The following is an 18,453-nucleotide window of genomic DNA, read 5'->3' as shown; positions in this document are numbered from 1 at the left end:
GTAGATGATTAAACATGAGTTCTTCAATTAAAAAGATGATGCAAGATATTGGTAAGCGGGCACGTAGTGCATCGCGTGCCATGGCTCGCGCATCTAGTGAGCAGAAAAATCAAGCCTTACTGCACATCGCCAAATTAGTACGTGAGCAGTCTGCCCAGATTCAGAAGGTTAATCAGGGCGATATCGAGCGGGCTCAATCGGGTGGCCAAGATGCTGCCTTTATTGATCGTCTCACTATGACCTCAAAAACGATCGAGACGATGGCGCTTGGATTGGAGCAAATTGTTTCGCTTGAAGATCCGATTGGAAAAATATCGGCATTAAAAAAACAAGCATCCGGAATTGAGTTAGCGCAAATGCGTGTTCCACTCGGCGTTATTGGCATCATTTATGAATCTCGCCCTAATGTCACGATTGATGCAGCAGCACTGTGTTTGAAGTCTGGGAATGCTGTCATCTTGCGCGGCGGATCTGAGGCGATTGATTCAAATACGGTATTAGCTAAGATTATTCAAGATGGTTTGGCCGCTGCTGGCTTGCCAACGGATGCTGTGCAAGTTGTGGCTACTACCGACAGAAGCGCTGTAGGTGAAATGATCACCATGAACGAATATATTGATGTCATCGTGCCACGCGGCGGCAAGAGTTTGATTGCTCGTTTAATGGCTGAAGCGCGCGTGCCAATGATTAAGCACTTGGATGGGATTTGCCATACTTATATTGATGCTGATGCGGATATCGAGATGGCGATTAAAGTCTGCGATAACGCCAAGACACAGCGCTATGCACCATGTAATGCTATGGAGACTTTGCTCGTAAACAAGGAAGTGGGCTCTCAGGTATTGCCAACGCTTTGCAAGATTTATCAAGACAAAGGTGTTGAGCTTCGTGTGGATGCTCTGACTCGTAAAACTCTAGAGGATGCTGGTTTTAAGGGCCTAGTGGACGCTAAAGAGGAAGATTGGCAGACTGAGTACTTGGCGCCTATTTTGGCGATTAAGACAGTGTCGGATATTGATGAGGCCATGAATCACATCGAGCGTTATGGTAGTAAACATACGGATGCCATCATTACCAATAACAAGGTTAATGCAGATCGATTCTTACGAGAAGTTGATAGTGCCAGCGTGATGGTCAATGCCAGCACCCGCTTTGCTGATGGCTTCGAGTATGGCTTAGGTGCAGAGATTGGCATCTCCAATGACAAACTACATGCACGCGGTCCGGTTGGTTTGGATGGCTTGACCTCTCTTAAATATATCGTCATGGGTCATGGCGAGATTCGTACTTAAATGCACGTGAGCGCATTTACATATCAGCAAGGATGCAATTAATGGGTAACACCTATCTTTGGATTAAGACATTCCATATTGTTTTTATTGCCTCTTGGTTTGCAGGTCTTTTTTATCTCCCGCGTATTTTTGTGAACTTGGCTGACGAAAAAAATGCGGAAGCACATGCTCGCATTCTGGGCATGGCCGATCGACTCTTTCGTTTTATGACTATTCTGGCGGTGCCAGCAGTTTTATTGGGCTTAATGCTCTGGCTGTTTTTCGGCATAGGCAGGGGCGAAGTTTGGATGCACGCCAAATTATTTTTTGTGATTCTGGTAATTGGTTATCACCACGCCTGCTGGGGCTTGTTAAAGAAGTTTCGTGCAGGTATGAATAAGCGATCTGGTGTTTGGTACCGCTGGTTCAATGAAGTCCCCGTGCTTTTGCTGATCGTGATTGTTGCTTTGGTTGTCATTAAGCCTTAATTCACCCCTTTTAGATTGTTAGCCTCATGAGATTTTTTGTTGTTTGTCCCGGTGGATTAGAAGCACCGCTTGCCCAAGAGTTAGCAGCCATTGCACAGCGAGCAGATTCACAAGCTTTAGGGAAATGGGTCATTGATCCAACTCCAACCAGCCCCACAGGTGGCGTCGGTCTTGCCGCCCCTTTATCCGCTGCTATGGCACTGAACCTTCATTCGCGGATTGCTAGCCGTGTTTTGTTGCAAATGGCCGAGGCGCCATATCGTCAAGAAGAAGATTTATACCGTCTAGCTAGTGGGCTTGCTTGGGAGGAGTGGTTTAGTTCTCAACAAACTCTTCGGGTGGATGTCACTGCTCATCGTTCACCGCTCAAAAGTTTGAACTTTGCGGCCTTAAAAATAAAAGATGCGATTGTGGATCGCCTTCGCGATGTGACTGGCGATCGCCCGAGTATTGATACTGCATTTCCAGATGTGAGAGTTCAGGCACACCTTACGGCAACTCAAGTCACTATTTATTTAGATACTTCTGGCGAGGCATTATTTAAGCGTGGCTGGCGAGATGAAAAAGGCGATGCCCCGTTGAAAGAAAATTTAGCTGCTGGCATTTTGTCGATTACCGGCTGGAAACCCTCGCAGATTCTGTTTGATCCGATGTGCGGTAGCGGTACTTTCTTGATTGAGGCCGCACAAATGGCATTGGCTATTCCGTCGGGTGCGATTCGGTCGGGTATGTATGGCGAAGATGCCAAGCCAAGTAGATTGGCTTATCGACCTCTCGTGACCTCTGCACATGGATTTGGTTTTCAGAGGTTAAAACCCTTCAATGAAGCCACCGAGCAAAAGCGTTGGATTGGTTTGAAAGATTCTGCTTTGGCAGAGATTTTGGAAAAGCGTAAGCAGTACCCAGATGCTGATTCCTTATTGATCACCGGCGGTGATATTAATGAAAAGTTAGTCTCCATGTTCAAAGGGAACTGGCAGCGCGCCCAATTGCCTGGTTTGCCAGTAGTGCGTCAGGTAGACGCATTGGCTGCAAAGCCACCGGCTAGTTCGCAAGCAGGAGTAATGCTACTGAATCCTCCTTATGGCGAGCGCTTAGTACTGAAGGGTGGGCGTGGGCAAGAGCGTGGCTCTGATCGTGAGGCCGAATACGAAGAGCAAGAGCCTGAGAATCGTTTTGAGTTGAATTTAGAGACTGGTCGCCAAAGTGCTAAACGTTCTAGCCGTGAATCATTAAAGCGCCTCCAGGCACAAGAGGAGCAAGACCCTAAGTTTGTTGAGTTTTTGCAGCAGTTTGGCCAGCATTTAAAAGATGCGTTTGGTGGCTGGAACGTATTTGTATTAACTGCTGATATGGCGCTGCCGGGTCAATTGCGCATCAAAGAGTCAAAGCGCACCCCTTTATTTAATGGCCCATTGGAATGTCGTCTCTTCAAATTTGAGATGCATCAAAAGCGCGAGTCTTAAAATATAAATATTGAGTTGAGTGAAGAAAGAGTTTGGCAATGGAATTTAAAACGTATATGTGTCTTATTTGCGGTTGGGTGTACGACGAAGCCGCAGGGCTGCCTGAAGAGGGCATTGCACCTGGAACACTTTGGAAAGATGTTCCTATGAATTGGACTTGTCCTGAGTGTGGCGCCCGTAAGGAAGATTTTGAAATGATGGCGATTTAATAGATAGGAAATGACCGTGGGACAAAACGACGTTTTATTTGAGCGTGCACAAAAAACCATTCCTGGAGGTGTTAATTCTCCAGTGAGGGCTTTTCGGCAGGTTGGGGGCACCCCCCGTTTTGTTGCTAAGGCAAAAGGCCCCTATTTTTGGGATGTTGAAGATAGGCGCTATATCGATCTCATCATGTCATGGGGTCCGATGATTGTTGGTCACGCCAACCCTGAAGTAGTAGAGGCAGTAAAAAAGGCGGCAGAGACAAGCTTTAGTTATGGTGCGCCGACCGAAGGCGAAATCGAATTGGCTGAACGTATTTGCGCATTGGTGCCGAGCATTGAGCAGGTGCGCATGGTATCTAGCGGGACCGAAGCAACGATGAGTGCTTTGCGCTTAGCGCGTGGCCATACTGGGCGCGATTTGATTATTAAGTTTGAAGGTTGCTATCACGGCCATGCCGATAGTTTGCTGGTTAAAGCGGGGTCTGGCTTATTAACCTTTGCCGACTCTACTCAGAATGCGCCATCTTCTGGCGGCGTTCCTCAGGATTTGGTGAAGCATACTTTAGTGCTGCCTTATAACGATGTTGCTGCCATTGAAGAGGTATTCAAGAAGCAGGGAGACCAAGTTGCAGCAGTCATCTTGGAGCCTATTGCTGGCAATATGAATTTGATTCAGCCTTCAAAAGCATTTTTATCGGCGATTCGTGATTTGACTAGTAAGCACGGTAGTGTATTAATTTACGATGAAGTCATGACCGGTTTCCGGGTTGCCTTGGGTGGTGCGCAATCTTTGCAAGGGATTGTTCCTGACCTGACTTGTCTCGGTAAGGTAATGGGCGGCGGTATGCCAATGGCTGCCTTTGGCGGTAAAAAAGAAATCATGTCCAAGTTAGCGCCTTTGGGAAATGTTTACCAAGCAGGTACCTTGTCTGGTAATCCGGTTGCGGTAGCTGCTGGACTTAAAACTTTAGAGATTGTTTCTCGAGCTGGCTTTTACGATTGTTTGAGCACTCAAACCCAAAAACTGATGACGGGATTGAAGCAGGCCGCTGATAAGGCGGGCATTCCATTTGCTGTTGATAGTGTTGGTGGCATGTTTGGCTTTTACTTTGCAGATAAAGTGCCAACCACGTTCGAAGCAGTTACTAAAACGGATATTGAGGCATTTAAAAAGTTCTTCCATGCAATGTTAGATGAAGGTGTATATCTTGCGCCATCAGCTTACGAAGCTGGATTTACTTCGATTGCACATGATGATGCAGTGCTTGCACAAATCATCACTGCTGCAGAAACGTCTTTTCAGAAGCTCTAAGACTTTTTTACATCCTCAAGGGATGGTCGTAGCCGTCTACTTGAATGATTTCTAGTTTCTTAGAGTCTTTGCCTGAGTCTGGGATTTCCATAGCGGTAAGTTTGCCACCCCAGACGCAACCCGTATCGAGCCCAATGACATTGTTTCGCCTCATTAAACCCAAGGTAGACCAGTGCCCGAAATAAACCAAAGCATCTTGGGTTTTACGCTTTGGAACTTTGAACCAAGGAATGTATCCCTTAGGCCCATTCTCCAGACCTTCTTTGCTTTCAAATTCCATTTGCCCTGTGGGGGTGCAAAAACGCAAACGGGTTAGAGCATTAGTGATTACGCGCAGACGTTCGCTACCTTTTAAGGAATTACTCCATTTATTGGGGGCATTGCCATACATATTAGCCAGAAAATCAACATAGGATTTTTTCCGCAAAGCTTTTTCAACTTCTTGTGCGCACTCGATAGTTTGCTGAAGGTCCCATTGCGGCAGAATTCCGGCATGAACCGTAATGACTTTGCCATTACTTAAAGCCATGGGTCGATGGCGCAGCCAATGAATTAACTCAGCTCGATCGGGGGCACGGAGAATGCTACTGACAGTATCCAGGCCTTTGGTCTTGCGAAGGCCGGCATCGATTGCCAGTAGATGCAAATCATGATTACCCAAGATACATTCAGCACGACCTTGCTCTTGGAGGGACTTAAGCTGACGAAGCGTTCCAAGTGAGCTTGGACCACGATTAACAAGATCTCCCAGAAAAATCATTTTTGATTCTTTAGGTATTTTCTTGATGAGGCTTTTGAGGGATGGGGCGCATCCTTGTATATCGCCAATAGCGTAAATCTTATTCATACCCTATATTAAAGGGGAAACCAAATACGAAGCTATTCGGCACTAACTTTTTTAACGACGCTATAGCGCACCAAGGTTTTCTTGCGCGCTTCATCATGGTTGACGACAGGCAATGGGTAGTCTCGCCCCAGCAATATTCCCGCAGCTTCTAGCTCAATATGGCCGGCTTCCCAGGGTGCGTGGATAGATTTTTTTGAAAGTTTTTCTAGTTGAGGTAAATATCTGCGAATAAATTTACCCTCAGGGTCAAATTTTTCAGACTGTGTGATGGGATTAAAAATTCTGAAATATGGCTGAGCATCACAACCCGATGATGAAGCCCATTGCCAGCCGCCATTATTAGAGGAAAATTCAAAGTCGTTTAGATGCTCTGCAAAGTAGGCCTCACCCCAGCGCCAGTCAATGCCCAGATCCTTTGTTAAAAAGCTAGCAACGACCATGCGCAGTCGATTGTGCATATAGCCGCTTTGATTGAGTTGATGCATGGCTGCATCTACTAGTGGATAGCCGGTCTTGCCTTCACACCAGGCGGTAAAGAGTTTTTTGGCAATCGAGCCACTTTCCCACTGAATATTGTTGTAATCTGGTTTGAAGGAAACACCATCGGCAAGCCTGGGATGATTGGCCAGAATCATGAAATAAAAATCACGCCAGATGAGTTCGCTTAACCAAATGGTGGCACCCATGCTGCCAGCAAGCATACGGCGATGGGTCTCCCGGACCAGACCTCGAATCGATAGCATGCCAAAGCGTAAATGGGTGGACAGGTAGCTAACACCTTTGATGGCCGGAAAGTCTCTGCCAATCTGGTATTGATCAATGCGCGGGAGAAAGTCTTCCAAAAAATGTTGTCCACCATCAGAGCCTGGTGGCAAATAGGACTCAATACCAGTTTTTGCAAATCCCATTGATTTAAGGCTTGGCAATGGTGAATCGAGTTTTTTTGGAATGGGTGCAAATTGATTGTTCTTGGGAGTGCAATCATAAGCAGCTAAGTCTTGTTCTCGAAGCGTCTTCAGCCAATTATTTTTGTAGGGTGTAAAGATCGAAAAGACAGTATTCGAGTTGGTGAGGATTTCTTTTTTCTCAAAGATGACCTGATCCTTGAAATCTTCAAATTCAATATCGAGCTCAGACAATTTATCTTTAACCATTTCATCGCGAGCAATGGCAGAGGGTTCGTAATCACGATTGGTAAATACAGCATCTACACCAAGCTCACGAGCGATCTGGGGAATGCGTTCCGTGGGATTGCCATAGCGAATGATCAGACCACCACCTTGTTGGCGCAGTTCCTCATCAATCTTTTGAATGCCTTGCCAAATAAAGTCTACTCGCCGATCATGCTTAAGCCCATCTTGATCTAGCTCCCCTTGTATGAGGGGTTTGAGGATGCCAATATCAAAAATAAAGGCTAGCCAGACTTGATTGTTTTGCTGGAGAGCGTGATGAAGGGCTGTGTTGTCATAAAGACGCAGATCACGACGTAGCCAAACCAGTACTTTTTTCATAGCCACTATCTTAGGGCTTATTTGATTGGCGTGCTTGAGCGACAGGGTAATATCCTTCTTCATATGGATACATTATTTTTTATAGTCTCAAAGGCTGTGCAGTTTTGCATTGAGCCATTAAATTGGGTTATTGTCTTTGTGGTTCTGAGTCTCTTATTTCTGGGTTTGAGAAAATCTCATCTATGTAAGCGTTTTCTGCTGCTTGCTTTGCTGGATCTACTGCTGGTAGGGTGGTTGCCGACATCGGAAATATTTTTACGGGCGCTTGAGGACGTTGTTCCAAAGACCAATTTGGCTCAAATTTCAGAGAAAGATATTGGTGGGATCATCATTTTGGGTGGCGCAATCGAGGGTGGTGAAATTGCCGTAGATCGTGGCGAGATTTCAATTGGCGCTGCAGCGGAGCGTGTAACTAAGGCATTTGAGCTCATACGTAAATACCCAAATTTACCTTTTATATTTAGTGGCTTCTCAGGGCGCCTATCCCCCAAGGGGGTATCAGAGGCGGATGCCTTTAAGCAATTGATTGCTGAGCAGGGTTTGGCAGATAAATCGGCTCATTATGAGAATCAATCTCGCAATACCTATGAGAACGTTTTGTACATGAAGCCGATGATTGGCGAGTTCGGCGAAAAGAATTCCGATGGGGCCCTAAAGCCTTGGCTTTTAATTACTTCCGCAAGTCACATGTATCGGTCTGTGAAGATTTTCGAAAAACAGGGGATCCAGGTGGTTCCGGTGCCAGTGGATTATCAAACTGCTTCCACTTTGAGGTGGGCTTCATTTGATCTGGAGGATGGGATTCAGAATTGGCATAAGCTGACCCATGAGGCAATTGGCCTGTTCGCTTATTGGGCTACCGGAAAGATCTAGTGAATCAGTAAATTCGGTAAAATAAACCTACATGAGCTCGGCTAAGAAAGCCCCTGTGGGCGCAGCACTAAAACCCACCCAAACCCCAAGTGCGGGGTCATCCATCTCCTATTCCGCCGATCATCTGGCAAATCAGTTTTTAATTGCTATGCCTGGCATGGTGGATGAGAATTTTGCAGGCTCTGTGATTTACCTGTTCGAGCATACAGAGAAGGGCGCCATGGGCTTAGTGGTGAATCGACCAACCGAGGTTGATTTAGCAACCCTGTTTGACAAAATTGAACTCAAACTTGAAATAGCCCCTTTACTTCAGCAACCAGTTTATTTTGGCGGGCCAGTACAGATTGAAAGAGGCTTTGTTTTGCACGAGCCAAACCCTGAATGTGCCTACTCATCATCCCTTGCAGTGCCAGGGGGCCTCACCATGACTACCTCCAAGGATGTTTTAGAAGCGGTCGCCAATGGTCAAGGCCCAAAGCATTTTCAAATGACCCTTGGGTATTCCGGTTGGGGAGCAGGGCAGCTAGAAGAAGAAATTGCGCTCAACGGCTGGATTAATGTTCCCTTGAGCCGTGAGGAGATGGCAGAGATTATTTTCAATACCCCTTCTAGCCAGCGCTACGAGCGGACTATGAGCCATCTCGGTTTTGATCCTTCTCACCTCTCTGGCGAGGCAGGACATGCCTGAGGCGAAAAAAGACCTCACAGTAATGGCTTTTGACTATGGCACTCGCAGAATTGGGGTGGCTATTGGAAATACGGTAACTAAAGCTGGGCAGCCTATACAAACCATTGCTGAAAATGGCGATGACACTCGTTTTAGGCTTATTGGGGCCCTAATTCAGGAATGGCAGCCTGATCAATTGGTTGTTGGTCTCCCAAGACATCCTGATGGCGTACCCCATGAAATGACAGCAAAGGCCCAGAGGTTTGGGAATCAGCTCAACGGACGCTTTCATCTGCCGGTCGATTGGGTGGATGAACGCTATACCTCAGCTATTTTGAAGGGAAATCCAGAGATGCGGGACAATTTGGATGCACAGTCTGCTGCCTTGATTTTGGAGCAGTACTTTCATGAGAAGAATTAGGATAAGTTGAGATGAATGCTGAGCAGTCCTATCTAAAGTTGCTAGAAGTTTTGCGCAAGCGCAAGGCGTCAGGGGAAGTTTTTGAACTGGCTGGTTTAGCCATGGGCGGAGCATGGATTGCTGAGCGTCTGGCTGCTGATTTGGAATTACCTCATTACGGGGTCATTAATGTCGCCTTTCATCGTGATGACTACGCTGAAAAAGGCATGACTGCAATTCGGACCGCTAAAACAATGCCCACCCAGTTGCCTTATGACGTGAACAGCGCACATCTTATTTTGATTGACGATGTTTTGCTAACAGGCAGAACTGTACGTGCTGCACTAAATGAATTATTTGACTTTGGTCGACCAGCCAAAGTGGAGTTGATGGTATTGGCAGATCGGGATAATCGTGAGCTACCTATTTCTGCAGATTTCGTGGGCGAGAAAGTGCAAGCCCCTGATCACCAAGTACTTGTCTTGGAAAAAAATACCGACGGTAAATTCACCTTTCAACTTGAGGATCGCGACTGATGAGTGAGTTTATTCAACCATTTAATCAATTCAATGCTGCAGGTGATTTAACGCATCTTGTGACCCTTGAGGGTCTGCCTAGAGAGCAGCTTATCCATATCTTAGATACTGCACAGCAGTTTGTCAGTGTGACCGACCCCTCTAGAGAGGTGAAAAAAGTTCCCTTACTGCGTGGCAAGAGCGTCTTCAATCTCTTTTTTGAAAACTCTACACGTACTCGGACTACTTTTGAGATTGCGGCCAAGCGCTTATCGGCCGACGTGATTAATTTGGATATCCAGACTTCTTCAACCGCTAAGGGTGAGAGTTTGTTAGATACCATCGATAACTTAGTGGCGATGCAGGCGGATATATTTGTTGTGCGCCACAGTGTTTCTAAGGCGCCAATTGAAATTGCTCAACATGTACCGCCGCATGTTCATGTGGTGAATGCGGGCGATGGTAGTCATCAGCATCCTACCCAAGGCCTGTTGGATATGTACACCATGCGCCACTTTAAGAAAGATTTCTCTGGGCTGAAGGTCGCCATTATTGGCGACATTGTTCATAGTAGGGTTGCCAAATCCAATATTTGCGCATTACGCACTCTAGGCTGTACTGATATTCGTGCAATCGGGCCAGAAAGCCTTTTGCCTAGTGATTTAGATATGCTTGGGGTTAAGGTCTTCCATAGCATCGAAGAGGGTCTTAGGGGGGTTGATGTAGTCATGACTTTACGGATCCAAAAAGAGCGTATGGAGGCTGGCCAAGTTCCCGAGGGCGCGGCGTTCTTCAAGCAGTATGGCCTTACTCCAGAACGTTTGGCATTGGCAAAATCAGATGCCATTGTCATGCACCCAGGCCCAATGAATCGCGGCGTTGAAATTGACTCAGCTGTTGCTGATGGCCCCCAATCTGTCATTTTGAATCAAGTTACATTTGGGATTGCTGTGCGCATGGCAGTGATGTCAATTGTGGCTGGAAATTAACCAAGAAATCAAATGTCATTTAAATCAAAATTTAATAAATACGCCCGAAAAATTGCATCTGCTTTAACCCATTTCGACAATGAAGGTCTTGGCAAAGATCCTCTGTGTGATATGGCAAGACGAGTACAAGGTAGTGATCTGGTGATATTTGACGTGGGAGCAAACGTAGGCCAATCCATCGAAAGATTTAAAAAATACTTTCCCGATGCTGCAATGTATTCTTTTGAGCCAAGCAGTAAAGCCTTTGCCTTGCTAGAGCAAAAAGCCAATGCTTATACTAACGTTAGCCCTTATAAAATGGCATTAGGAGCTCAGAGCGGAGAGATGACTTTATTCGAGAACTCAAGCTCTGATATGAATTCATTTTTAGAGATGGGCAGCGGCGGCAGTGGCGAGATTGTCGGACAGGCTGTAGTGTCAGTGAAGACTATTGATCAGTTTTGCACTGAAAATTCCATTGCAAAAATTGATATTTTGAAAATCGATGCTCAGGGATTTGACTTTGAGGTTATTAAAGGCGCGAAGGAATCAATTCTTGCTAACAAAGTGAAGCTACTTTATTTTGAAATCATTTTTTCTGAGATGTATAAAAATGTACCAAGATTTTCAGAGGTATACGATTTCTTGTTAGATCATGACTTTGTATTGGTCTCACTTTATCAATTCCATTACCAAGAGGGTTTGGCAGGCTGGACTGATGGCCTATTTATTCACAAGTCAGCACTTCAATAAGTTAGGTTTTGGAAAGAAGTGCAATAATTTCTTCTTTGATACTCTCGTCAAAATAAACGTGATTATCTAAAGTTTGATCTCCTTGCGCTGGCTGTGCACTTGCCTGTGTATTTTGGCTTACGAATACGTTTAGCTGGCACAGTTTTTCCATTCCAAACATTTGCGCCCATGAATTATTTCTTACGGGATTAATTTCGAGCACCTTCACATTTTTGTCCAAGAAGAGCAGATAGAAAACTCCTGCCCCAACCATATATACGAAGGATTTTGCTTCTGATAGCAATTCGACGGTTTCTTTGAATGACAGTTCGGAGAGTGCTACCTTTTCGATGTCTAACTGTTGTAAAAAGTCGGAGTCGATCTCCAGCAAATTTTTTCGAGCTAACTCATTGCGACCATAAAGAAGATTTCTATATCTGTGCTCTTCTATATCAAGATTAGATAGACACTTACTCTTAATCTCCCTACAGATTTCAATGTAATCGGGATACTCTTTCAGGTCCCGGCTTTCGGGAGTAGGGGTGATGCTGAGAAATTTATATGTTGTTGCCCTATTAGAAAAAAAGACATTTTCAACTCCGAAAACTGCAATCAGAAAATCCTTCAAAAATTGTTTGTCATTAATTGATGCAAATATTTTTTTATTTTTCATTCTCCAAGCAACATAAAGTGGAAAAAAAATATCGTGGAAAAAATGCGCTAAATTATCTTCGTGAAGTAGTAGTAGGTAGCAGTTCTCATCGAAAGAGGTCGCTACTTCGAGTGCAATTCTTGGGGTATTTTTTTTAATAATTTTCACGCGAGAATTCTTTACAAACACTGGTTCTTTTGTGTAAAGCCTGTCTTCAATCAGGGTGAATTTATAGGCATCATCCCTAGAGGGCATTAAGAGTCCACAGAGTCTTTTAATTTTTGCCTTAATGTGCCTCATGGCGTATATCGCTTAGAATATGAACTAATATTTTCGTTGAATAATGCATATTCTCTCACTTTAGGGATATAAGATTGACAGTGCCTGCAAATATTAGTCGGAACTTCGGTAAAAAGTGGCTGCTACTGTCTCATGCATTCAACATGGATGGTCGGGCAGCAAGCTTAACTATCACAGACAAAATTCCATACTTCCTGGATGCTGGCATCAATCCAACTGTGTTTAGTGCAATTACCGGCTTAAAAGATCATCGCTTTCCACATAAGCAGTTCTTAGCCTGGGGTCCTGCAGCTTTTCGTTTCGATTTTCGTCATTGGATTGCCAATCAATATGGGCGCGGCTTTATTTATAAATTCCTTACGCGAACTGTTTCGATAGTATTGGCCCCACTGATAGGTCTAGAGAAATTCTTCTTGGGTTACTCAAGTCAGTGGTCCTGGGCTGTTCCAGCCTTTGTACGTGGATATTTTTTAATTCGCTCCGGCAAGATCGATGTGATCTATTCGATTGGGGGCGCATGGTCGGCCCATTTGGCTGGGGTATGGCTGAAGAAGGCCACAGGCCTGCCATTAATTTCTGAGGTTCATGATCCCTTGGTGATCCGCAAGGATCCCAATGACCAAGGTTTTCAGAAGCCTAAAAATCGAGACGCTCGGTTTCGTCATTATTTAGAAGCTCAGCTTTGTAAGCACTCCGATTATGTATGGTGGTTTACGGACGGTGCTTTGCATTATGCAAAAGTACGTAACCCCAATTTGAATACCACTGGAAATGCCCATGGATTCGTAGTGATGCCAGGTGCAAATCCTCCTGTTGAAATGGCTCGGAAGAGCGCACACCAATATGGGCAGTATTTAAATCTATGTCATTTTGGTTCATTAGCCAATGATCGATCCCTCTCTACAGTTTTAAAAGCCGCACATAGTCTCTTTCAGAAGTATCCAGAGGCAAGAAATCATCTGCGTGTTCACGAGTATGGGGCCGCTTTGGATTCACTGTCTATTGAGGCAATTAAGAATTATGACTATGCCGATATTTTGCTTGCTCATGGACGACTAGAAAAAGATGTTCTCACTGGAAAATCTGGACGAGAGCGAGTAGCCGAAAAAATGCAAGAAGCAGATGTACTCATTTTGCTTCATGGTGATGATGAGTGGTGTGCCGAGTACATTCCATCTAAGTTCTATGACTATCTCTGGGCAGGCCGACCAATATGGGGTATTACGCATCGCAATCCTCAGTTGGATCAAATGCTGCTGGATAGAAAATCGTATTTAAGTGCCGCTGGAGGTGAGGGTGACATCGCTATGGCTTTGGAGCGCATTTGGTTGGATTGGCAGAAAAAGCAGTTAATTGAGCCCTTATGGAATCCAGTTGGAGTGGACCAAGCGGTTGCTACCATTCTTTCGCATGTGCAAACTAAAGGGGGTTGATTAGTGAATAATTTGGCCCTGTACTGTAAGTCCTATCGCAAAGATTTTTTGCGCCTCAAACAATTGCTGGCTTCAATAAAAACTCATAACGCAGATCAAATTCCTTTTTACATATCAACTCCTGAAGATCAATATGCGGAGTTAGTAAAAGTTGTAGGAGCAGGCTCTTATCAGTGGATATCCGACGAGTCTATTCTTGCCGCAAATGAAAGGGCTCCAGTTGGAATTGAGAAGACAAAGCCTGGAAGTTTTTCTCAGCAAGTAATCAAATCAGAATTTTGGCGTCTTGGTCTATGCCTTAACTATGTTTGCTTGGACTCTGATTGTATTTTTATACAAGATTTTAGAAAATCAGATTTTCTTGCTAATGATGGCAATCCGTACACCGTTATCTATCAAAATAAAGAATATTTTCAGCTAGCTGTAAATCGTGGGCATGGTAAAGCTCCAGAAAATCTTCGAGCTGAGGGCGATAGGGTCAAAGCCATATTTAAACGGGAAGGCCCAAACTACTATTGCCCCTGCCCCCCATTTATATGGTCAGCCAAGGTTTGGGAATCTCTTGACCAGGAGTATCTGAAGCCGCGGAATATTACTTTTTGGGATCTGTGTACCCAAGAACATCCCGAGACTCTTCTGTACTTAGAGGCCTTATTAAATTTTCGAGCCATTCCGTTGTACCCAATTGAGCAACTGTTTCGGGTTTATTACTATGACTGGCATTACTTTCTGCTGAGAAGGTTGGGTGAGTCGACTGCTAAGCTGAAAGAGAATTATTTAGGCGTAATTTATCAGTCCAGCTGGGATTTGAGTTTGGACTATGGGGGCAGTCAAAAATCTATTGTTTCTAGAGCGCTCAAAAAGTTAAAAAGAGTTGGTCGATACTTGCAAAGCTGGGTTTAATCATGAATATGCCTTTGGTTAGTATTTTGATGCCTGCTTATAATTCGGAGCGTTTTATCGGCGAAGCTATTGATAGCATTCTGAATCAGAGCTACACAAACTTTGAGCTCATCATTTTTGATGATGGCTCAAGTGATGGCACAAGAAAAGTCATTGAATCTTACAATGATTCACGAATTGTTAAGGTGCTATCAGATAAAAATTATGGCGTTGTAAAAGCACGCAATGAAATGATAGATAGGGCAAAAGGCAAATATATTGCCCTTATGGATGCCGACGATATCGCCGATCCTACGCGCCTGGAAACGCAAATAGAGGTGCTGGAGGCGGGCGATTGTGATATCTGTGGCAGTGCCCAGTGGGTTTTGGATGAGACTAGTACCCGTATTAAAAAATCTAAGGATAAGTTTACGGATGCCGACTTGAGAGCACTGCTAAGTGTTTATTGCGGCTTATGTAATTCGACAATCACTGGCAAGGCAGAAATTTTTAAGCGCTTTAAATACGACACTACAATACTCACTTCAGAGGATTATTTCCTGTGGGTTCAGATGGCTGCTGCGGGATTTCGTTTCATCAATCTGAAAGACAGGCTGATAACCTATAGGCGCTACCCGGCTCAAACTAGCGCTGTACATCTTGAGAAATTTAAGTTGACTACGGCTGAGGTTCAAAGAAAATATCTTAAGCTTTTAGGGATCCCTGAAAAATTCTTACCTCAGCAACAGGGTTGGTCTACCCGCTTGAGTAATGGTGTTGGTTTGTTAAAAGCATTGAATCAAAGATTTAGTGGCATCTCATTTAAGGCAAATTGCGAGATATATGCGCGCTTTCAATACAGGCGTAATGGTTTTTGGACTCCACTAACTCGTCTCGAGAGATATTGCGTTGCTGCTTGGGTGGGTCTATTTCCCAATGCCTAATCCAATAGGTTCTGTGCGAGATGTTTAGTGATAGCAGACGTTTCCGCCTCGGTAATGCTGTTTCCTAGCAGTAATGTTTTATTTGCACCCCTATATGAGTGCCACATTTCAGGCATTATTTTGATTTGCTCTCCCAACATTCCGGCTAAATGTGACATGCCACTTTTAGAGCCTATAAGGATGTCAGCATGCAGTAAATGGTGAAATGTATCTATGAAGCTAGTATCAATATACTCAGAGACCTCAAAGGCAGTGGCTTTAAAATGATCTTGCCAAGAGAATGGCAAGCCATTTTCGGAAATATATTGACCATTCCAACCTTCGCTAAAAATATGAATGGCGATTGGCTTAATACTAAATGCAGTGACCACTTGAAGTACATTTAAATACCAGGAATCAGGGAGCATTCTTGAAGATAGGTCGGAAAATTGTCTACTAGGAAGCAGATCACCGCGCCGTATATGAATTGCAATATTGACCCTAGATGAATCGTATTTAAGTGGAATCGGATGTTGTTCCTGCGCCTTGGTATAGGCTTTGATAAACCAATCCCTGCTTGCTTCGTATTCATGGTCACCAAATCGATTGCGACTGATTGTGAATACGACGTTTGATTCTGGGTGGGATTGAATGAAGTGATCAATGGATGAGTAGACCTCATCATCCACTTGCTGATTTGATGGAATGTGAATTTCAAACTCTGGAAGGGGGATTACTTTAAGTTCACCACGTCGAATCCGGCTTTCAATCTCTTCACGACTGACAAGCAGGTTTTTGGGGCTAAGCATTCGATTGAGGTCGTTGCCAATATTATGTGTTTCATCTCGCTTTTTGCCTCGCAAAGTGCGCAAAATTTGTTTGATTTTCCATCGTAATGAGTCTTGATGGGACTTGATTAGCTGGCCTTCGGAATATGCAAAGTCTAAATTATTTCTTGCAGCAATCTTAAGGGCTCGATTGATGATTCCCATTGAGTGACCAATGCCAGCATCTGGATTGTCATAGTCAATTAAAAAGCGACTATTCATAAGCCTAAATCTTGAGAAATTTTGTTGATAATGGTTGAGACATATGTTGTTGTGTCGAATTGCATTGCAATCGGGCTATTTAGAAATTGCTTAATATTGGATTGATATTCTGCGTATTGCGATGCATTGATTCTCAATAGGAACTGGTGGACTTCTTCTGTAGAGTTAAATTTCCTACGGTCAATGTAGCATCCGTCTGGGATGTAATCTTGAATCGTATTTGAGCCCCAATAAACGGGGATGCATCCGCTAAAGAAGCAATCGAATATTTTTTCACTAATGTAATCAGGTAAATCGACTACATTCTCATAGCAGTAAGCAAATTTTGTTTTTTTATAAATGTCTGCTTTATTTTCAATTTCACCTTGATAGCTGGGGAATGGTTTATATCCATACAACTGGGTTGCTAAGCGCTGAAATCTTCTAGAAATCTTATTGGTAAATGTAAAGGCTGGCGCGGGCTTTCCCCAGCCCAAGCCATGAAGTGAAAAATGTGCTGGTGCTTTTTTCTCGTACCAGCGAATCACTTCAATCCGCTCTTTATAAAGATCAATTTCAAAATTTTCACGAAATGCCTTGTTTGCATTAATGAGACAAGAAAAAATAGGGCGCTCTGAAAAAGTTGGGGTTTGCTCGAAGTGAATTCGATTGGGAATAAACAGGTGGGTTACGTTGGGGAGTTGTAATAAGTCTCTATTCCAAGAAAACACTCCATCAAATGCGCTCAGATATTGCGTATCCCCGTTTAATGGGCAAATATAGGGATTCTCGGTGGCAATAACGTATTTGGGCCCACGAATGTTTTCAATGTTCTGGCCGTCATGGAGAATGCTAAAGGCAATATCTCGCCCCTGATTGACATCGGGGTTGTTTAGCTCAATTCCACGTTTCAGGAATTCGGATCTAAGTAGTCTATTGGTAATGGTTGGGTTATAGGTATGATGTCTATCAACCTCCTCAAATGAGGCATTTTTAACTCTATCTTGTTGATAATAATTCGCGAATATCATCTATTTATATGGCTCTATTTAGTTCTAAACATTCTCAAAGAAAACCTATTGCAGAATCCAGGATATTACTAGCTGGCCCAGTTAGGAATGTAGCCGCCATTATTCAGCACGAAGTTGAAGCCTTGGTCTCGAGTCTTGGTAATTTCAAAGAAATTTTTTGCTTTGTCGTCGAGAGCGATTCTAGTGATGATACCGTGAAAAAACTGGAGGAGTTACAAGGAAAAATCAAAAATTTCTCTTTTGTTAGTGCAGGAAAACTCAGCGATAAATACCCTAGGCGTACAGATCGCATAGCGCTATGCAGGAATTTAGTGATTGAGGCTGTTAATACCGACCCAAAATTTGCAGATATTGATTATGTGGCTATGGCAGATATGGATGGTATGAATGGGCTTATCACCCCTGAAAAGATTACGAATTGCTGGGGGGTCTCTGAGCCGTGGGATGTTATTACTGCCAATCAACTGGGTGAATATTATGATATTTGGGCTTTACGTCATCCCGATTGGTGCCCTGTAGATTGCTGGCAGCATAAATATGCCCTGGAGAGCGTCATTGGTGATAAGCCCGCAGAAAATTTAGCCGTAACTGCGAGGCAGGCGCTATTAGATCCAGGTCTTGGCTTGATTGAGGTGGACTCCGCTTTTGGTGGCTTGGCGATATACAAGCGCGCGGCCTTTCTGGCCGGTCGTTATGCGGGTACAGACAAGCATGGCGGTTTTGATGTGGCGGATCATGTTCCTTTTCATGAGGAACTGCGTGCCAAGGGTTACAGAATTTACATTAATAGCGCTTTGATAAATTGTGCAAGATATCCTGATGCCGTGGAGCCTCCCCCGCCTTTAAAGCCTAGAGGGGTCTTTATAATCATCAGGAGATTAGGGCATGCAGTCTTCGGCAAGAAACGCTTTAATAAATACCTTGATTCAATGAAATCCCTTTAAAGGA

The 18,453-nt window shown here is 44.1% G+C and carries 20 protein-coding genes; 15 read left to right on the top strand and 5 right to left on the bottom strand.

Annotation, left to right across the window (positions count from 1 at the left end):
• Nucleotides 1-14 precede the first annotated feature (14 nt).
• The 5 genes from ICN49_RS03880 to hemL are packed head-to-tail and all read left to right on the top strand — an operon-like array spanning nt 15 to nt 4,743.
• Nucleotides 15-1,292, top strand: coding sequence for a glutamate-5-semialdehyde dehydrogenase (locus ICN49_RS03880; protein WP_216165989.1), 1,278 nt, complete (start codon nt 15-17; stop codon nt 1,290-1,292).
• Between the two features lie 41 nt (nt 1,293-1,333).
• Nucleotides 1,334-1,759, top strand: coding sequence for a CopD family protein (locus ICN49_RS03875; protein WP_216165987.1), 426 nt, complete (start codon nt 1,334-1,336; stop codon nt 1,757-1,759).
• A gap of 26 nt (nt 1,760-1,785) precedes the next feature.
• Nucleotides 1,786-3,225, top strand: a complete 1,440-nt coding sequence (locus ICN49_RS03870) for a THUMP domain-containing class I SAM-dependent RNA methyltransferase (RefSeq protein ID WP_216165985.1) — start codon at nt 1,786-1,788, stop codon at nt 3,223-3,225.
• 38 nt (nt 3,226-3,263) lie between these two features.
• Nucleotides 3,264-3,434 (top strand): rubredoxin, encoded by a 171-nt coding sequence (locus tag ICN49_RS03865; protein WP_011902084.1) that lies wholly within the window; start codon nt 3,264-3,266, stop codon nt 3,432-3,434.
• Between the two features lie 16 nt (nt 3,435-3,450).
• Entirely contained in the window at nt 3,451-4,743 is a 1,293-nt protein-coding gene (gene hemL / locus ICN49_RS03860) for a glutamate-1-semialdehyde 2,1-aminomutase (RefSeq protein ID WP_216165983.1), read from the top strand.
• A gap of 7 nt (nt 4,744-4,750) precedes the next feature.
• Here hemL and ICN49_RS03855 read toward each other — a convergent pair whose 3' ends face one another.
• Nucleotides 4,751-5,590 carry a symmetrical bis(5'-nucleosyl)-tetraphosphatase gene (locus ICN49_RS03855; protein ID WP_216165981.1) on the bottom strand — a complete coding sequence of 280 codons (840 nt, stop codon included), beginning with the start codon at nt 5,588-5,590 and terminating at the stop codon, nt 4,751-4,753.
• 32 nt (nt 5,591-5,622) lie between these two features.
• The gene (locus ICN49_RS03850) at nt 5,623-7,101 is read right to left on the bottom strand and encodes a cryptochrome/photolyase family protein (protein WP_216165979.1); all 1,479 of its coding nucleotides are present in this window, start codon (nt 7,099-7,101) and stop codon (nt 5,623-5,625) included.
• Nucleotides 7,102-7,164: 63 nt separating this feature from the next.
• Here ICN49_RS03850 and ICN49_RS03845 point away from each other — a divergent pair, with 63 nt between their 5' ends.
• From ICN49_RS03845 to ICN49_RS03820, 6 genes are all read left to right on the top strand, one after another.
• Nucleotides 7,165-7,974: a YdcF family protein gene (locus ICN49_RS03845; protein WP_216165977.1), complete on the top strand. Its 810-nt coding sequence runs from the start codon at nt 7,165-7,167 to the stop codon at nt 7,972-7,974.
• Nucleotides 7,975-8,077: 103 nt separating this feature from the next.
• Nucleotides 8,078-8,662, top strand: coding sequence for a YqgE/AlgH family protein (locus ICN49_RS03840; RefSeq protein ID WP_216166196.1), 585 nt, complete (start codon nt 8,078-8,080; stop codon nt 8,660-8,662).
• Nucleotides 8,655-9,062 (top strand): Holliday junction resolvase RuvX, encoded by a 408-nt coding sequence (gene ruvX / locus ICN49_RS03835; protein ID WP_216165975.1) that lies wholly within the window; start codon nt 8,655-8,657, stop codon nt 9,060-9,062. The genes ICN49_RS03840 and ruvX overlap by 8 nt, the downstream gene beginning before the upstream one ends.
• A gap of 11 nt (nt 9,063-9,073) precedes the next feature.
• Entirely contained in the window at nt 9,074-9,577 is a 504-nt protein-coding gene (gene pyrR, locus ICN49_RS03830; RefSeq protein ID WP_216165973.1) for a bifunctional pyr operon transcriptional regulator/uracil phosphoribosyltransferase PyrR, read from the top strand.
• Complete coding sequence (locus ICN49_RS03825; RefSeq protein ID WP_216165971.1) at nt 9,577-10,545, top strand: aspartate carbamoyltransferase catalytic subunit; 969 nt, start codon at nt 9,577-9,579, stop codon at nt 10,543-10,545. Before pyrR ends, ICN49_RS03825 begins: the two co-directional genes overlap by 1 nt.
• 12 nt (nt 10,546-10,557) lie before the next feature.
• Nucleotides 10,558-11,277 (top strand): FkbM family methyltransferase, encoded by a 720-nt coding sequence (locus ICN49_RS03820; RefSeq protein ID WP_216165969.1) that lies wholly within the window; start codon nt 10,558-10,560, stop codon nt 11,275-11,277.
• 1 nt (nt 11,278) lies between these two features.
• Here the strand turns inward: ICN49_RS03820 and ICN49_RS03815 are convergent, their stop codons facing one another.
• The gene (locus ICN49_RS03815) at nt 11,279-12,208 is read right to left on the bottom strand and encodes a glycosyltransferase family 61 protein (RefSeq protein ID WP_216165967.1); all 930 of its coding nucleotides are present in this window, start codon (nt 12,206-12,208) and stop codon (nt 11,279-11,281) included.
• A gap of 80 nt (nt 12,209-12,288) precedes the next feature.
• Between ICN49_RS03815 and ICN49_RS03810 the strand changes: the two genes are divergently transcribed.
• Genes ICN49_RS03810 through ICN49_RS03800 form a run of 3 tightly spaced genes read left to right on the top strand, consistent with a single transcriptional unit; the run spans nt 12,289 to nt 15,467 of the window.
• Nucleotides 12,289-13,641 carry a glycosyltransferase family protein gene (locus ICN49_RS03810; RefSeq protein ID WP_369411503.1) on the top strand — a complete coding sequence of 451 codons (1,353 nt, stop codon included), beginning with the start codon at nt 12,289-12,291 and terminating at the stop codon, nt 13,639-13,641.
• Between the two features lie 3 nt (nt 13,642-13,644).
• A complete protein-coding gene (locus ICN49_RS03805) occupies nt 13,645-14,544 on the top strand; it encodes a DUF6492 family protein (protein ID WP_216165965.1) in 900 nt (299 codons plus the stop codon).
• A 2-nt stretch (nt 14,545-14,546) separates the two neighbouring features.
• Entirely contained in the window at nt 14,547-15,467 is a 921-nt protein-coding gene (locus tag ICN49_RS03800; RefSeq protein WP_216165964.1) for a glycosyltransferase family 2 protein, read from the top strand.
• Here the strand turns inward: ICN49_RS03800 and ICN49_RS03795 are convergent.
• Nucleotides 15,464-16,495, bottom strand: a complete 1,032-nt coding sequence (locus ICN49_RS03795; RefSeq protein WP_216165962.1) for a hypothetical protein — start codon at nt 16,493-16,495, stop codon at nt 15,464-15,466. The genes ICN49_RS03800 and ICN49_RS03795 overlap by 4 nt on opposite strands.
• Entirely contained in the window at nt 16,492-17,505 is a 1,014-nt protein-coding gene (locus ICN49_RS03790; protein WP_216165960.1) for a glycosyltransferase family 10 domain-containing protein, read from the bottom strand. The genes ICN49_RS03795 and ICN49_RS03790 overlap by 4 nt, the downstream gene beginning before the upstream one ends.
• An 8-nt stretch (nt 17,506-17,513) precedes the next feature.
• Between ICN49_RS03790 and ICN49_RS03785 the strand changes: the two genes are divergently transcribed.
• Nucleotides 17,514-18,449 carry a hypothetical protein gene (locus tag ICN49_RS03785; protein ID WP_216165959.1) on the top strand — a complete coding sequence of 312 codons (936 nt, stop codon included), beginning with the start codon at nt 17,514-17,516 and terminating at the stop codon, nt 18,447-18,449.
• The last annotated feature ends 4 nt before the right edge of the window (nt 18,450-18,453 follow it).

Origin of the sequence: Polynucleobacter finlandensis, assembly GCF_018881755.1 — a bacterium.
Classification (GTDB): Bacteria; Pseudomonadota; Gammaproteobacteria; order Burkholderiales; family Burkholderiaceae; genus Polynucleobacter; species Polynucleobacter finlandensis.
Note: the sequence above shows the minus strand (reverse complement) of the source record. Positions and strands in the feature narration are given on the sequence as shown.

Bases quoted from the DNA above. Each gene is read 5' to 3' on its own strand.
- ICN49_RS03815 (WP_216165967.1), bottom strand. From the start codon at position 12,208: ATGAGGCACATTAAGGCAAAAATTAAAAGACTCTGTGGACTCTTAATG.
- ICN49_RS03850 (WP_216165979.1), bottom strand. From the start codon at position 7,101: ATGAAAAAAGTACTGGTTTGGCTACGTCGTGATCTGCGTCTTTATGAC.
- ICN49_RS03855 (WP_216165981.1), bottom strand. From the start codon at position 5,590: ATGAATAAGATTTACGCTATTGGCGATATACAAGGATGCGCCCCATCC.
- ICN49_RS03800 (WP_216165964.1), top strand. From the start codon at position 14,547: ATGAATATGCCTTTGGTTAGTATTTTGATGCCTGCTTATAATTCGGAG.
- ICN49_RS03845 (WP_216165977.1), top strand. From the start codon at position 7,165: ATGGATACATTATTTTTTATAGTCTCAAAGGCTGTGCAGTTTTGCATT.
- ICN49_RS03825 (WP_216165971.1), top strand. From the start codon at position 9,577: ATGAGTGAGTTTATTCAACCATTTAATCAATTCAATGCTGCAGGTGAT.
- ruvX (WP_216165975.1), top strand. From the start codon at position 8,655: ATGCCTGAGGCGAAAAAAGACCTCACAGTAATGGCTTTTGACTATGGC.
- ICN49_RS03790 (WP_216165960.1), bottom strand. From the start codon at position 17,505: ATGATATTCGCGAATTATTATCAACAAGATAGAGTTAAAAATGCCTCA.
- ICN49_RS03870 (WP_216165985.1), top strand. From the start codon at position 1,786: ATGAGATTTTTTGTTGTTTGTCCCGGTGGATTAGAAGCACCGCTTGCC.
- ICN49_RS03820 (WP_216165969.1), top strand. From the start codon at position 10,558: ATGTCATTTAAATCAAAATTTAATAAATACGCCCGAAAAATTGCATCT.
- ICN49_RS03785 (WP_216165959.1), top strand. From the start codon at position 17,514: ATGGCTCTATTTAGTTCTAAACATTCTCAAAGAAAACCTATTGCAGAA.
- ICN49_RS03865 (WP_011902084.1), top strand. From the start codon at position 3,264: ATGGAATTTAAAACGTATATGTGTCTTATTTGCGGTTGGGTGTACGAC.
- ICN49_RS03880 (WP_216165989.1), top strand. From the start codon at position 15: ATGAGTTCTTCAATTAAAAAGATGATGCAAGATATTGGTAAGCGGGCA.
- ICN49_RS03795 (WP_216165962.1), bottom strand. From the start codon at position 16,495: ATGAATAGTCGCTTTTTAATTGACTATGACAATCCAGATGCTGGCATT.
- pyrR (WP_216165973.1), top strand. From the start codon at position 9,074: ATGAATGCTGAGCAGTCCTATCTAAAGTTGCTAGAAGTTTTGCGCAAG.
- ICN49_RS03875 (WP_216165987.1), top strand. From the start codon at position 1,334: ATGGGTAACACCTATCTTTGGATTAAGACATTCCATATTGTTTTTATT.